The sequence below is a fragment of the Pseudomonas sp. AC239 genome (assembly GCF_979258545.1).
In genome coordinates this window covers 4,279,198-4,294,054 of sequence record NZ_OZ409864.1, presented here as the reverse complement: position 1 = coordinate 4,294,054, position 14,857 = coordinate 4,279,198, and the positions used below count along the sequence as shown (strand labels likewise).

Sequence of the window (14,857 nt, the reverse complement as noted above, 5' to 3'; positions counted from 1 at the left end):
GCTAACCTGCGGGCACTGCCCATTCTGGAGTGCTGAGCATGCTCGACAGCCCGATCCGCGAACACTTCGACACGCTATTGCAGGCCATGGCCGAGGATAATTTTCTGGTATTGACCGGCGCTGGCATCAGCACGCCCTCGGGGATTCCGGACTACCGCGACAGCGACGGCGTCCGTCGCGGGCGGCAGCCGATGATGTATCAGGAGTTTCTCGCCGCCCCGGAATCACGCCGGCGCTACTGGGCACGGGCGATGCTCGGCTGGCCGCGCGTGCGCCAGGCCCGGCCGAACGCCGCGCATGAGGCGCTGGCGACGCTGCAGCAGCGAGGCCGGATCAGCGCGTTGATCACGCAGAATGTCGACACCCTGCACGATCAGGCCGGTAGCCACGATGTCATCGAACTGCATGGCAGGCTGGATCGTGTGCTGTGTCTGGATTGCGGGCAGCGCAGCCAGCGCGATGTGATCCAGCAGCAGATGGAAGCACAGAACCCCTATTTGAGAGGCGTCGACGCGATGCAGGCGCCGGATGGCGATACCTTGCTGGATCCAGCATTTGAAGCGCGCTTTCAGGTGCCGCAGTGCCCCCATTGCGCAGGTGAGCGGATGAAGCCGGATGTAGTGTTTTTCGGCGAAAACGTGGCGCAGCCGACGGCGGCACGGGCGATGGCGGCTGCCGAGAATGCAGCGGGGTTGCTGGTGGTGGGGTCGTCGTTGATGGCGTATTCGGCGTTTCGCCTGTGCCGGGTCATCGCCGAACGGGGCAAGCCGCTGATTGCGATCAACCTGGGCAAGACCCGCGCGGATGATCTGCTCGATTTGAAGATTGAAGGATCATGCGAAGCGCTGCTGCCGTTGCTGGCACAGCGACTCGACGCCTGAAACTCTATTGCAGGGGAGATCAGGGAAATAGACGTTCACTCAGGTTTTCCTGCTGGAGAATATCGAACAAGGCCTGCGCCGCCGCCGACAGCTCATTGCCCGGTTCGGTCAACACACCAATTGCCCGCTCGACCGAATCATTCAAAGTCAAACAATGCGCGCCCAGCTCGCACATTTGCCCCGCACACAACGCCGGCACCGCGCTGACTCCGAGCCCGCTGGCCACCATCCGGCCGACCGTTGCCAATTGGTGACTTTCGAATTCCACCGGCAATTTCATTCCACGCGCCTGCAGATGCTCTTCCAGCATGACCCGCACCGTCGATGGCCGCTGCAGGGTAATGAACGGTTCCTGCAGCAGGGTTTGCCAGTCGATATCAGAGCGCTCGGCCAACGCTGAATCCGCTGGCACCACAGCGACAAAACGGTCGACATACAACGGTGTGAAGTTCATCGAAGTGCTTTGCATCGGCGCGAACGCCACGCCAAGCTCGACCTGGCGATCGCGGACCATTTCCAGCACCTGCTCGTTGATCACGTCATTGACCGTCACGTTGACGTTTGGATAACGCGCGCGAAAAGTCTTGAGGATCGGCGGCAGCAGATTGCCGGCGAACGAAGGCATCGCCGCCAGCGTCACGCGCCCCCGTTGCAGGCTGAAACGCTGACGCATTTCGTCTTCGGCGTTGTCCCAGTCGGCAATCAACCGGCGCGCCAGCGGCAGCAGAGATTCGCCTTCCGGGGTCAGCGCGACATTCCGGGTGTTGCGGCTGAACAGCCGACCGCCCAGGCCCTCTTCCAGCGCTTTGATGGTCAGGCTGAGCGCCGATTGCGACAGGTGCAAGCGCTCGCAAGCCACGGCAAAGCTCAGGCTATGGGCGACGGCGAGAAAGGCACGGATCTGTTTGATGGTCATGGTCGCTTTGCTCCAGTTGCAAGCGTCAAGCTTTAAGCTGCAAGTCGTGATTACTGATCGTTCCCATGCTCCTGCGTGGGAATGCAGCCCGTGACGCTCCGCGTCATTGGACGCAGAGCGTCCCTAGAGGCATTCCCACGCAGAGCATGGGAACGATCATCTAAGCCACTGGTGAGTTTTATCAATCAATCAACCGTAAAAATCAACTTAACAAATATATCCCACGGAGCGACACTCCAGTCATTCGGCTAGCCAGCCGCCCGCAAATAATAAAAGAGGTGCCTATGGCAGGTTTCGACAAGCGTGTGTATTCCTACGAGGAAGCGATGGCCGGGCTGGAAGACGGCATGACCGTCATCGCCGGCGGCTTCGGCCTGTGCGGCATTCCGGAAAACCTGATCGCCGAGATCAAGCGCAAGGGCATCCGTGACCTCACCGTGGTTTCCAACAACTGCGGCGTCGACGGCTTCGGCCTCGGCGTGCTGCTAACCGACCGCCAAATCAGCAAAGTCATCGCCTCTTACGTCGGCGAAAACAAACTGTTCGAAGAGCAACTGCTCAAGGGCGACATCGAAGTCATCCTCACCCCGCAAGGCACCCTGGCCGAGAAGATGCGCGCGGGCGGTGCCGGCATTCCGGCGTTCTTCACTGCCACAGGCGTCGGCACCCCGGTTGCCGAAGGCAAGGAAGTGCGTGAATTCAAAGGGCGAAAGTACCTGATGGAAGAGTCCATCACCGGCGACTTCGCCATCGTCAAAGGCTGGAAGGCCGACCATTTCGGTAACGTCGTTTACCGCCACACCGCGCAGAACTTCAACCCGCTGGCCGCCACCGCCGGCAAGATCACCGTGGTCGAAGTCGAAGAAATCGTCGAACCCGGCGAACTCGACCCGACGCAAATCCATACCCCGGGCATCTACGTCGACCGGGTCATTTGCGGCACGTTCGAAAAACGCATCGAACAGCGCACCATCCGCAAATAATTCAGGCCTACGGAGAACAACAACATGGCACTCACCCGCGAACAAATGGCTCAGCGCGTCGCCCGCGAAATGCAGGACGGCTACTACGTCAACCTCGGCATCGGCATTCCGACCCTGGTCGCCAACTACATCCCCGAAGGCATGGAAGTCATGCTGCAATCGGAAAACGGCCTGCTCGGCATGGGCCCGTTCCCGACCGAAGAAACCATCGATGCCGACATGATCAACGCCGGCAAACAAACCGTGACTGCGCGAATCGGCGCGTCGATCTTCAATTCCGCCGAATCCTTCGCGATGATCCGCGGCGGCCATGTCGACCTGACCGTCCTTGGGGCCTTTGAAGTGGACGTCGAAGGCAACATCGCTTCGTGGATGATCCCGGGCAAACTGGTCAAGGGCATGGGCGGCGCCATGGATCTGGTGGCCGGTGCCGACAACATCATTGTCATCATGACCCACGCATCGAAGGACGGTGAGTCCAAGCTGCTGGCCAAATGCAGCCTGCCGCTGACCGGCGCCGGTTGCATCAAACGCGTGCTGACTGACCTCGCCTATCTGGAAATCGAAAATGGCGCTTTTGTCCTCAAGGAACGCGCGCCTGGCGTCAGCGTTGAAGAAATCGTCGCCAAAACCGCTGGTAAACTGATCGTCCCGGATCACGTACCGGAAATGCAGTTCGCTGCCGAGTGAGGAATTCGAAAATGCAAGACGTCGTCATTGTTGCCGCCACGCGTACCGCGATCGGCAGTTTTCAGGGCTCTCTGGCCAATGTATCCGCAGTCGATCTGGGCGCGGCGGTGATCCGCCAGTTGCTCGAGCAGACCGGCCTCGACGGTGCGCAGGTCGATGAAGTGATCATGGGTCAGGTGCTGACCGCCGGTGCCGGGCAGAACCCGGCACGTCAGGCCGCGATCAAGGCTGGTCTGCCCCACGCGGTACCGGCGATGACCCTGAACAAGGTCTGCGGTTCGGGCCTGAAGGCGCTGCATCTGGGCGCGCAGGCGATCCGTTGCGGCGACGCCGAGGTGATCATTGCCGGCGGCCAGGAAAACATGAGCCTGTCCAACTACATCATGCCGCGCGCCCGCACCGGTCTGCGCATGGGCCACGCGCAAATCGTCGACACCATGATCAGCGATGGCCTGTGGGATGCGTTCAACGATTACCACATGGGCATCACCGCAGAAAATCTGGTCGACAAATACCAGATCAGCCGCGAACAGCAGGACGCCTTTGCTGCCGCGTCCCAGCAAAAAGCTGCGGCTGCGATCGAGGCCGGGCGCTTCGTTGATGAAATCACGCCGATCCTGATTCCCCAGCGCAAAGGCGATCCGGTGGCGTTCAAGGTCGATGAGCAGCCACGCGGCGATACCACCGCAGAATCCTTGGCGAAACTGCGCCCCGCGTTCAAAAAGGACGGCAGTGTCACCGCTGGCAACGCCTCATCGCTGAACGATGGCGCTGCTGCCGTGATTCTGATGAGTGCCGAGAAAGCCAAAGCGCTGGGCCTGCCGGTTCTGGCGAAAATCGCTGCCTACGCCAATGCTGGCGTCGACCCGGCGATCATGGGCATAGGCCCGGTATCGGCCACCCGCCGCTGCCTGGACAAGGCCGGCTGGAGCATCGATCAGCTCCACCTGATCGAGGCCAACGAAGCGTTCGCCGCGCAATCGCTGGCCGTGGCCAAGGACCTGCAATGGGATCTGGCCAAGGTCAACGTCAACGGCGGCGCCATCGCCCTCGGCCACCCGATCGGCGCATCGGGCTGCCGCGTGCTGGTGACATTGCTGCACGAAATGCTCAAACGCGATGCGAAAAAAGGTCTGGCGACCCTGTGCATCGGCGGCGGTCAGGGCGTGGCTTTGGCGCTGGAACGCGCCTGATACAGAGTTCAAGGTTGACGGCGGATCCACGACATCCGCTGTTGGCTGGCAACAAAAAACCCGGTGCGATTTGCGTTGCACCGGGTTTCTTTTTGCCTGTACCAAATCGGCGGTGAATGTTCTGGCCCCTTCGTGAGCAGGCTCGCTCCCACATTCTTCAACGCATTTCTCTGTGGGAGCGAGCCTGCTCGCGAAAGCGCTTGTTCAGCCGCCAACCACTCAAGGCTTGCGCAGCAGATAGGTATCCATGATCCACCCATGCTCCGCCCGCGCCGCTTTGCGCACCCGTTCGATCTCATCGGCCACATCCGCCAGCCTGCCGCGGATCAGTATCTCGTCTGGCGTGCCCAGGTAAGCGCCCCAGAAAATCTCGGTCTGCCGATCTGCCACCTGCTGATAGGAATCTTCGGCATCGAGCATCACCACCAGACTGTCCGTCTCACTCACCTGCCCCGCCGCCAAACGCCGGCCTGTGGTGATTTCTACCGAGCGACCAATCGTGTTCAAGGGTATTTTGTGCTGCGCAGCCAGGGCCTGAACGCTGGTGATCCCCGGTATCACCTCGTATTCAAACTCACGGCGGCCTGATGACTGGATCGCCTGAAGAATCCGCAACGTGCTGTCGTACAGCGCCGGATCGCCCCAGATCAGGAAACCGCCGCACTGGCCGTCAGACAATTCTTCATCGATCAGCCGCTCGAAGGTCTGTTGCTTGGCGCGGTTCAGTGTATCGACGCTCGCCGTGTAGTCGACATCGCCGCGCTCGCGCTCCGGACTGCTGGCTTCGACGAAGCGATAAGCGTGATCGGTAATATAGCGCTCGCAGATCTCGCGGCGCAGATCGATCAGCGTCTGCTTGCTCTGGCCTTTATCCAGCAGGAAGAATACATCGACCCGGTTCAGCGCTTTCACCGCCTGCATCGTGATGTAGTCAGGATTGCCGGCGCCGATGCCGATGACCAGCAGCTGTTTCATCAGAATTCCTCTTCGAGGGCCATGCCCGGCAAGCGTAGGCGCCAGATGCCATTGAAGCGCAGGTCGATCGTCGCCAGCGGCTCGATGTCGATCGCATTGAACGCCGCGCTTTGCAGCACCTGCGTCAGCGCTGCGCGCATGACGAACGGATGAGTGATTGCCACGACATGCCCCGGCGTTGCAGCGATTGTGTCCAGCCACGTCGCTACTCGCTGCATCAGTTGCGAGACCGATTCGCCGCCATGGGGCATCGCTTCCGGATCGGCCAGCCAGACCTGCAACGCGTCGGCGTGATTGGCCTGCAAATCCTTGATCGATTGGCCGTGCCAGTGTCCCCAATCGCAATCGCGCAGGTTCTGGTCGATTTCGGCATCGGCCCCCAACCACGCTGCTGTTTGCCGAGTCCGCAACTCCGGCCCGCAAATCAACCGCTGTGGCGGGGCGAACCGCGCCTTGAACGCGTCAGACACCTCAGGCAAATCTTCAACAGGCTCATTCGTAGGAAAACGCGCCAGTTTCTGTGCGACGGTTCGTGCATGGCAAATCAATGTCAAACGGCTACTTGGCACAAGCAGGTTTCTCGGTTGAAAGTTGAAACAAGCGACGGCAGAGCCGATCCGCTAGTCATTGTGCCGCAAACCGGAGGCCCTGAGCGTGACCGCCTGCCAGGCGCTCACTCGTCTATACGAAATGTCTGACACCGCCATCGGCAATGGACTACAACACTGAGCGACTCCGGCCTAAGCCTTATTAAACGGGCGCCTTGCACGCTTTTGGTGCTCGCTGAACCTGTACAAAAATTCGCTAGACATGTAGCGCACATTACATAAATACTCTTTTAACGGATTGTGAAGCGAATTCGACACCCCATCCAGCAGGAGCCCGGATGCCCCCTCTCAGAGACCTGATCACCGACCCCGGCCTGGACTTGACGCCGTCAGAGCGCAAAGTCGTCCGCGCCCTGCTCGATCAGTATCCGCGCAACGGTCTAGGGCCTATGGCGCGGCTCGCCGAACATGCCGGTGTGAGCGACCCGACCATCGTGCGTCTGGTGAAAAAGCTCGGTTTCGGCGGTTATGCCGAATTCCAGGAAGCCTTGCTCAGCGACATGGACCATCGCCTGCGCTCGCCACGCACCCTGTTGCAGCCGCGTTCGCAGCAGAACAAGGACGATGCATGGGCGCACTATCTGGCCGACAGTCAACGCTTGCTGGTCGACACTCAAGCCCTGACCCAACCCGAAGACGTGCGCATCCTCGTGGAGTGGCTGCTCGATAGCCGCCATCAGGTGTACTGCTTCGGTGGCCGTTTCAGCATTCTGATGGCCAATTACCTGCTCAACCACCTGCGTCTGCTGCGTCCCGGCTGCTTCGCCCTCGAAGACAACGCCCTGCTGCCTGATCGTTTATACGATCTGCAACGCCAGGACGTGGTGCTGGTGTTCGACTACCGGCGTTACCAGACCCAAGCCCTGCGCGTTGCGCAGGCGGCGAAGAACAATAACGCGCGGGTAGTGCTGTTCACCGATGTCTACGCCTCGCCGCTGCGCGAATTGGCCGACTTGATCATCAGCGCGCCGGTGGAGTCGGCCTCGCCGTTCGACACCATGGTGCCGGCGCTGGCGCAGGTCGAGGCGCTGATTGCCTGCCTGACCTTGCGCGTGCCGGACCCGGCCGATCGCCTGGAAGGCATCGATGCCCTGCGCAATGACTTTGCGACTCACCTGATGGAGGAAAAATAAGGATGTTCAGCCTTCCCCACCGCTCGCCACGGGACCTGCCGTTTGCGTTCGATCACACCGCTTTGTTGCTGGTAGACATGCAGCGCGCCTGGCTCGAGCCGCAATTCGACCCGCACCTGAGCGGGCCGGAGGCCGAATATTTTCTCCACCGCGCGCGCAGCCAGGTGGTGCCCAACCAGCAACGTCTGCTCGGCGCCTTTCGCCAGGCGCGGCAAAACGTACTGCACACCATCATCGAAAGCCTGACCGCCGACGGTCGCGACCGCTCGCTGGATCACAAGCTGTCGGACATGCACCTGCCCAAGGGCAGCGCGCAAGCGCAGGTCATCGCTGAACTGACCCCGGCCGAGAACGAAATCGTGCTGCCGAAGACCTCCTCCGGGGTGTTCAATTCAACCAACATTGATTACGTGCTGCGCAATCTGCAGACCCGTCATCTGATCATCGCTGGCATCGTCACCGACCAATGTGTCGACATGGCCGTGCGCGACGCTGCCGACCGTGGCTATCTGGTCACGCTGGTGGAGGATGCCTGCGCCACTTACACAGTTGAACGCCATCACGCCTGCCTCAACGCGATCAAGGGTTACTGCTGGATCACCGACACCGACACCGTGCTCGGCCGTTTGCAGGAGATGCAGCCATGAGCCCGCGCCTGACGCCTTTGCCGATGACCACGCTGGTGACAACCGACCTGATCGGCATCACCCGTGGCCGCTCGTTTCCTACCGATGAACTGGAGCACTACCAGGCAGCAGGTTGCGGTTGGGTACCGGCCAACAGTGCGTTGACGCCGCAAGACATCATCGCCTCGAGCAGTCCTTGGGGCGCGTATGGCGACCTGCGGCTGATACCCGACCTGGACAGCCGCGTGACCGTCGGCAACGGCCCCGACGCCAATGCGCCGGTGCTGGATTTCATCCACGCCGATATTCGCGAGACCGACGGTCAAGCCTGGGGCGCCTGCCCACGTACGCTGTTGCGCGATGAAATCGAACGCTATCGCGATGAGCTGGGTTTGCAAGTCAACGCCGCCTTCGAACATGAGTTCAACCTGCACGCGGGCGTAGCCGAACATGCTGCGTTCTCTCTTGAAGCACAGCGTCAAGGCGCCGAGTTCGGCGGCTGGCTGCTCAGCGCCCTGCGCGCCGGCGGCGTCGAGCCGGAAATGTTCCTGCCGGAATACGGCAAGCACCAATACGAAATCACCTGCCGCCCGACCCTCGGCGTAGCGGCGGCCGATCGCGCGGTCAACGTGCGGGAAATCACCCGGGAAATCACCCGGCAAATGGGCCTGGATCTGAGTTTTGCGCCGAAGATCGCCGCCGAAGCGGTGTGCAACGGTGTGCACCTGCACGTCAGCCTGCTCGATCTGGCCGGCCAGCCGATGCTGTACGACGCGGGCACCAGCAACGGCCTGTCGAGCATCGGCCAGCACTGGGCTGCCGGCGTCCTGCACTATCTGCCGGCGCTGTGCGCGTTCACCGCGCCGACGCCGCTGTCGTACCAGCGATTGCAGCCGCACCACTGGAGCGCGTCGTACGCCTGTCTGGGCCAGCAGAACCGTGAAGCGGCGCTGCGCATCTGCCCGACCGTGACCCTGGGCGGCAAATCTGCTGCGCAGCAGTTCAACCTGGAATTCCGCGCCATGGACGCCACCGCCTCGCCGCATCTGGCCATGGCCGCGTTGCTGATCGCCGGGCGGCTGGGCATCGAACAGCGTCTGGCGCTGAACGCGATCACCGATGAAATTCCCGATTCACTCAACGACCAGCAACGCAAGGCCCGGGGCATCGTCGCCCTGCCCGCCTCGCTGGCCCAGGCGCTGGATTGCCTGCGTGACAGTGCAGCCTTCAATGAATGGCTACCCAAGCCGTTGCTCGACACGTATTACGCCCTGAAAACCGAGGAACTGGCGCTGACGGAACAGCTCTCGCCCGCTGACCTGTGTGAGCACTATGCACGCCTGTACTGAACCCGCCGAGCTGGGGTTGTACACCCGACCGGTCTACAACCTGAGCCGCGAGGACTCGACGAATCCGTTGATCCTCGTGTGCGAGCACGCCAGTCGTTACATCCCCGAAGCCCTGAATAACCTGGGCCTGGACGAGGCGGCCGCGCGCGAACACATCGCTTGGGACATCGGCGCGCTGCAACTGGCTGAACAGTTGTCGCAACAGCTTGGCGCCACCCTGCTCAGCGCCAATTATTCACGGCTGTTGATCGACCTCAACCGACCGCGCCATGCGCCGGACAGCATCCCGCTGCAAAGCGAGATCTACCAGATACCCGGCAATCGCGATCTGGACGAAGCGGCGCGCGAGTATCGACGGCAGACGCTGTTCAAACCGTTTCATGCGCGCTTGCAGACGTTGATCGACGAGCGCATTGCCCAAGGCCGGCCGGTGCGGGTGGTCGGCATTCACAGCTTCACCCCGGTGTATTACGGCCAGCCGCGACCACTGGAAGTCGGCGTATTGTTCGGCCAGGCCAAAGACTATGCCGAGCGTCTGCTCGACGGGCTGCAAGCGCACCCGCTGAAGGTGGCGGGCAACCAGCCGTACAGAATTGATCCCTTGGGCGACATGACCGTGCCGGTGCACGGCGACGCCCGCGGCCTTGAAGCAGTGCTGATCGAGGTGCGCAATGACTTGCTGCGCAGCCCCGAAGCCGTATCGCGCTGGGCCGGCTACCTCGCGCCTTTGCTGTAGGAATCGCGGTAAATGATGGACCGATAGAACAACTAAAACGACCGATGGCTGACAAGGAGTTGCGCTTCATGGAAATTGAAGAATTCGGCTACAAGCAAGAGTTGAAACGTAGCCTGACGCTGACCGATCTGGTGGTGTACGGGATGATTTTCATGATCCCCATCGCCCCGTTCGGTGTGTATGGCTACGTCAACGCCGAAGCACCGGGGATGGTGCCGCTGGCGTACATCATCGGCATGGTCGCGATGCTGTTCACCGCGCTGAGTTACGGCAGCATGGCCAAGGCCTTTCCGATAGCAGGCTCGGTGTATTCCTACGCGCAACGCGGCCTTAACCAACACGTCGGTTTCATCGCTGGCTGGCTGATGCTGCTCGATTACCTTTTGATTCCACCGCTGCTGTACCTGTATGCGGCGATGGCGCTCAACCACCTGTACCCGGACATCCCCAAGGTCGGCTTCATTCTGGCGTTCCTGGTCAGCGCGACATTCGTCAACCTGCGCGGCATCACCTTCACCGCGCGAATGAACATCCTGTTCCTGCTGGCACAACTGGTGGTGCTGGGCATCTTCCTGTTCTACGCCTGGAACGCCCTGCACAACGGTGGCGGTAACGGCGAGCTGACCATGGCGCCGCTGTATCACCCGGAAACCTTCAACTTCGCCCTGCTGATGCAAGCGGTGTCGATCGCCGTGCTGTCGTTCCTCGGCTTCGATGCGATCTCGACCCTCGCCGAAGAAATCAAGGAAGACCCCGGCCGCAGCGTCGGTAAGGCAGCGCTGATCACGCTGGCGGTGATGGGCACGATTTTCGTGGTACAGACGTGGATTGCCACCGATCTGGCGGCGGGCATGGGCTTCAAGTCCGCCGACACCGCCTTCTACGAAATCGCTGAAATCGCCGCCGGCAGCTGGCTGGCAACGCTGACTGCGGTGGCGACAGCACTGGCCTGGGGCGTCGCGGTGGCGATCACCTCGCAGGCTGCGGTGTCGCGTCTGCTGTTCGGCATGGCCCGCGACGGCAAACTGCCGAAGGTGCTGGCCAGGGTTCACCCGAAACACAACACGCCGTACCTGAGCATTTATCTGGTGGCGGTGCTGTCGCTGCTGATCTGCTACTTGTTCCTCAATGCGGTGGACATTCTTACCTCGCTGATCAACTTCGGCGCACTCAGCGGTTTCATGCTGCTGCACCTGACGGTGATCAACCATTACTGGCGTCGGCAGAAATCCGGGCGAGTTGTACGCCATCTGCTCTGCCCGGTGATCGGCTTCATCATCGTCGCCGCCATCATGTACAACATGGGCGTCGATGCGCAGAAGCTCGGTCTGATCTGGATTGCCCTGGGTCTGGTGTACCTGTTCTTCCTCAACAAGCTCGGCGCCAGCACTGCGCTGCCCGATCCGAGCAAAGGCTGACAAGAAAAAGAGCGGCGTCTGACAACAAATCAGGCGACCGCCGATTCAACGCGTGGAAACCGACAGTGATAGTCAGGTTCGGCGAACGGGCCGAACCTTTTGATACAGGAGTACATCCATGCTGGTCTTACGCCCAGTCGAGCAGAATGATCTGCCCCAGCTACAGCGCCTGGCTCGCGAGAGCCTGATCGGCGTGACTTCGCTGCCGGATGACAGCGAACACCTGCGCGAGAAAATCGCCGCGTCGTGCGTGTCTTTCGACAGCGCCGCTGCAGCGCAGGGGCCGGAGAACTATTTCTTCGTGCTCGAAGATCTCGAACGCCAGCAACTGGTCGGCTGCTCGGAAATCCTTGCCACCGCCGGTTTCAAGGAGCCGTTCTACAGCCTGCGCAACCGCCATTTCACCAGCGCTTCGAGGGAATTGAACATCGAGCACGGCGTGCCGGCGTTGTCGCTGTGCCATGACCTTAGCGGGCATACCTTGCTGCGCGGTTTCCACATCGACGCCACGCTGGTGCGCACGCCGTTTTCCGAACTGCTGTCGCGGGCGCGCCTGCTGTTCATTGCCGCGCATGTGCAGCGGTTCTCCGAGGCGGTGATCACCGAGATCGTCGGCTACAGCGACGAACAGGGGCATTCGCCATTCTGGGATGCGCTGGGCAAGCATTTCTTCGACCTGCCCTACGCCGAAGCGGAGCGTCTGTGCGGTTTGCAGAGCCGCACGTTTCTCGCCGAACTGATGCCGCAATACCCGATCTATGTGCCGATGCTGCCGCAAGCGGCGCAGGACTGTATTGGCCGCGTGCACCCGGACGGCCAGGAAGCATTCGATATCCTTGAACGCGAGGGCTTCGAAACCAACAGCTACATCGACCTGTTCGACGCCGGCCCGACCCTCTATGCGCGCACCGCGAACATTCGCTCGATCGCTGACAGCCAGACCGCCGTCGTCCGCCAACAAGCATCGACTGACGCCTGTGGCCGTTACCTGCTGAGCAACGACGCCCTGCATGGCTACCGAGCGATCGTCACCGAACTCGACTATCAGCCCGACCAACCGCTGCCACTGACGCCTGCCATCTGCGCGGCACTGAACGTCAGCGACGGCAGTTCGATACGGTTGGTCGCACTGTGAGCCGCGTTTGCCTGCCGTGCCTGCAAGGAGTTGGAGCATGATTGTCCGTCCGGTAAAAGTCAGCGACCTGCCTGCCTTGATGACCCTCGTCGAACAAGCCGGACCGGGTTTTACTACCCTCCCGGTCAACGAGGACCGCCTCGCGCACCGAGTGCGCTGGGCGCAACGGGCCTTCGCCGAACAGGTGGAACGGGCCGATGCCGATTACCTGTTTGTGCTTGAGGACGATGAACAGCGCGTGGTCGGTGTCAGCGCGATGGCTGGCGCCGTTGGCTTGCGCGAACCCTGGTACAACTACCGGCTCGGCGTAACCGTCAGTTCGGCGCCAGATCTGGGCATTCAGCGACAGATTCCGACGTTGTTCCTCAATAACGAACTGACCGGCCAATCCGAGCTGTGCTCGCTGTTCCTGCGCCATGACCAGCGCAACGGCAGCAATGGCCGCCTGTTGTCGCTGGGTCGTCTGCTGTTCGTCGCTGAATTTCCGCACCTGTTTGGCGAGAAGATGATCGCCGAACTGCGCGGCAGTGCCGATGAAAACGGTTGCTCGCCGTTCTGGGACAGCCTCGGCCGGCACTTTTTCCAGATGGATTTCACCCACGCCGATCACTTGTCCGGCCTGGGCAACAAAGCCTTTATCGCCGAACTGATGCCGCGTCAGCCGCTGTACACCTGCCTGCTCACCGAACAGGCGCAGGCGGCGATCGGCCAGACGCATCCGAACACTCAACCAGCGTTGAAAATTCTTCAAGCTGAAGGCTTTGCGCACAAAGGCTATATCGACATTTTCGACGGTGGCCCGGTCATCGAGGCGCCAATCCGCAGCATCCGCACGGTGCGCGACAGCCTCGAACTGACCCTGAGCCTCGGCACCCCCGACGAGCAGGCGCCGCTGTGGCTGATTCATAACCGCCGCCTGGAAAACTGCCGCATCACCGCGGCCCACGGTCGACTGGTGGGCAACAGCCTGGTGGTTGATCGTCTCACCGCCAAACGCCTGCAACTTCAGCCGGGCAATTCGGTGCGCGCGGTGCTCCTGCCCCATCAACAGCAACATGCCGTGGCGGCCTGATATTTCCGGCACGGGAGATTAAACCTTTCAGCCGCCAGTGCTGCCGCGCAAATTCGTCATGATTCTTGACCCATTCGCGTGATAGCCTTTTCATTCTTCGGCGTTGACACCTTTGCTCAAGCCTTTCCATTCCTTATGTATTGGTGGAACTCGTATGACCAGGCTTTCCCATCAAGATTTGCGCCGCAATTTCCGTCAGCTGCTGGCCTCCGACACCTGCTACCACACGGCTTCGGTGTTCGACCCGATGTCCGCCCGCATCGCCGCTGACCTGGGTTTTGAAGTAGGTATCCTCGGCGGTTCCGTGGCCTCCCTGCAGGTGCTTGGCGCACCGGACTTCGCCCTGATCACCCTCAGCGAATTCGCCGAACAGGCCACGCGCATCGGTCGCGTTGCCCAATTGCCCGTGATCGCCGACGCCGACCACGGCTACGGCAACGCCCTTAACGTCATGCGCACCATCGTCGAACTGGAACGCGCCGGCGTCGCGGCACTGACCATCGAAGACACCCTGCTGCCCGCGCAATTCGGGCGCAAATCCACCGACCTGATCACCGTAGCCGAAGGCGTCGGCAAGATCCGCGCCGCGCTGGAAGCCCGGGTTGACACCGAGATGGCAATCATCGCCCGCACCAACGCCGGCATTCTGCCGATCCAGGAAATCATCAGCCGTACCCGCCAATATCAAGCGGCCGGCGCTGACGGTATCTGCATGGTCGGCGTGCAGGACTTCGACCAACTGGAACAAATCGCCGAGCACCTGACCGTGCCGCTGATGCTGGTCACCTACGGCAACCCGGCCCTGCGCGACGACAAACGCCTGGCCGAACTCGGTGTACGCGTGACCATCGACGGCCACGGCGCCTACTTCGCTGCGATCAAAGCGACTTACGACAGCCTGCGCGAACAGCGGCAGATCTTCACCCAGGCCGCCGATCTGAGCGCGACCGAATTGACGCACACCTATACCCAACCCGAGGAATACATTCTCTGGGCCAAGGAGTATATGAGCGTCAAGGAGTGACGCAAACGCAGCACCGGCCCCTTCGCGAGCAGGCTCGCTCCCACAGTTGAAATGCGATCCCCTGTGGGAGCGAGCCCGCTCGCGAAAGCGTCTGAAGTTACAACGCTAGATCGGGACA

15 protein-coding genes are annotated in these 14,857 nt (G+C 61.3%); 12 read left to right on the top strand and 3 right to left on the bottom strand.

All coding sequences use genetic code 11. From position 1 onward, the window contains the following. The first annotated feature begins 38 nt into the window (after positions 1-38). Positions 39-881 carry an NAD-dependent protein deacetylase gene (locus ACZ0AZ_RS19620; protein WP_039762325.1) on the top strand — a complete coding sequence of 281 codons (843 nt, stop codon included), beginning with the start codon at positions 39-41 and terminating at the stop codon, positions 879-881. Between the two features lie 19 nt (positions 882-900). On the opposite strand, the gene ACZ0AZ_RS19615 is transcribed toward ACZ0AZ_RS19620, so the two are convergent. Next, entirely contained in the window at positions 901-1,797 is an 897-nt protein-coding gene (locus ACZ0AZ_RS19615; protein WP_039762324.1) for a LysR family transcriptional regulator, read from the bottom strand. Positions 1,798-2,081: 284 nt separating this feature from the next. Between ACZ0AZ_RS19615 and ACZ0AZ_RS19610 the strand changes: the two genes are divergently transcribed. From ACZ0AZ_RS19610 to ACZ0AZ_RS19600, 3 genes are read left to right on the top strand one after another with little or no spacing between them, the layout of a single operon-like run. Continuing rightward, the gene (locus ACZ0AZ_RS19610; RefSeq protein WP_039762322.1) at positions 2,082-2,780 is read left to right on the top strand and encodes a CoA transferase subunit A; all 699 of its coding nucleotides are present in this window, start codon (positions 2,082-2,084) and stop codon (positions 2,778-2,780) included. 24 nt (positions 2,781-2,804) lie between these two features. Further along, a complete protein-coding gene (locus ACZ0AZ_RS19605) occupies positions 2,805-3,470 on the top strand; it encodes a CoA transferase subunit B (RefSeq protein ID WP_039762320.1) in 666 nt (221 codons plus the stop codon). Positions 3,471-3,481: 11 nt separating this feature from the next. Then, positions 3,482-4,663, top strand: coding sequence for an acetyl-CoA C-acetyltransferase (locus tag ACZ0AZ_RS19600; protein ID WP_463537945.1), 1,182 nt, complete (start codon positions 3,482-3,484; stop codon positions 4,661-4,663). A gap of 219 nt (positions 4,664-4,882) precedes the next feature. Here the strand turns inward: ACZ0AZ_RS19600 and cobF are convergent, their stop codons facing one another. Beyond that, positions 4,883-5,638, bottom strand: a complete 756-nt coding sequence (cobF, locus tag ACZ0AZ_RS19595) for a precorrin-6A synthase (deacetylating) (RefSeq protein ID WP_310408862.1) — start codon at positions 5,636-5,638, stop codon at positions 4,883-4,885. Then, positions 5,638-6,207 carry a histidine phosphatase family protein gene (locus ACZ0AZ_RS19590; protein WP_130000179.1) on the bottom strand — a complete coding sequence of 190 codons (570 nt, stop codon included), beginning with the start codon at positions 6,205-6,207 and terminating at the stop codon, positions 5,638-5,640. The genes cobF and ACZ0AZ_RS19590 overlap by 1 nt, the downstream gene beginning before the upstream one ends. A gap of 317 nt (positions 6,208-6,524) precedes the next feature. Between ACZ0AZ_RS19590 and ACZ0AZ_RS19585 the strand changes: the two genes are divergently transcribed. From ACZ0AZ_RS19585 to ACZ0AZ_RS19550, 8 genes are all read left to right on the top strand, one after another. Next, positions 6,525-7,379, top strand: a complete 855-nt coding sequence (locus ACZ0AZ_RS19585) for a MurR/RpiR family transcriptional regulator (protein WP_130000178.1) — start codon at positions 6,525-6,527, stop codon at positions 7,377-7,379. 2 nt (positions 7,380-7,381) lie between these two features. Further along, a complete protein-coding gene (locus ACZ0AZ_RS19580) occupies positions 7,382-8,026 on the top strand; it encodes a cysteine hydrolase family protein (RefSeq protein WP_039762314.1) in 645 nt (214 codons plus the stop codon). Next, entirely contained in the window at positions 8,023-9,354 is a 1,332-nt protein-coding gene (locus tag ACZ0AZ_RS19575) for a type I glutamate--ammonia ligase (protein WP_463537944.1), read from the top strand. The genes ACZ0AZ_RS19580 and ACZ0AZ_RS19575 overlap by 4 nt, the downstream gene beginning before the upstream one ends. Further along, complete coding sequence (locus ACZ0AZ_RS19570) at positions 9,338-10,090, top strand: N-formylglutamate amidohydrolase (protein ID WP_130000177.1); 753 nt, start codon at positions 9,338-9,340, stop codon at positions 10,088-10,090. Before ACZ0AZ_RS19575 ends, ACZ0AZ_RS19570 begins: the two co-directional genes overlap by 17 nt. 68 nt (positions 10,091-10,158) lie before the next feature. After that, the gene (locus ACZ0AZ_RS19565) at positions 10,159-11,508 is read left to right on the top strand and encodes an APC family permease (RefSeq protein ID WP_039762310.1); all 1,350 of its coding nucleotides are present in this window, start codon (positions 10,159-10,161) and stop codon (positions 11,506-11,508) included. Between the two features lie 118 nt (positions 11,509-11,626). Continuing rightward, positions 11,627-12,643 (top strand): arginine N-succinyltransferase, encoded by a 1,017-nt coding sequence (locus tag ACZ0AZ_RS19560; RefSeq protein ID WP_130000176.1) that lies wholly within the window; start codon positions 11,627-11,629, stop codon positions 12,641-12,643. Positions 12,644-12,680: 37 nt separating this feature from the next. Continuing rightward, positions 12,681-13,715 carry an arginine N-succinyltransferase gene (astA, locus tag ACZ0AZ_RS19555; protein ID WP_130000175.1) on the top strand — a complete coding sequence of 345 codons (1,035 nt, stop codon included), beginning with the start codon at positions 12,681-12,683 and terminating at the stop codon, positions 13,713-13,715. A 154-nt stretch (positions 13,716-13,869) separates the two neighbouring features. Continuing rightward, positions 13,870-14,739 carry an isocitrate lyase/PEP mutase family protein gene (locus tag ACZ0AZ_RS19550; protein ID WP_130000174.1) on the top strand — a complete coding sequence of 290 codons (870 nt, stop codon included), beginning with the start codon at positions 13,870-13,872 and terminating at the stop codon, positions 14,737-14,739. The last annotated feature ends 118 nt before the right edge of the window (positions 14,740-14,857 follow it).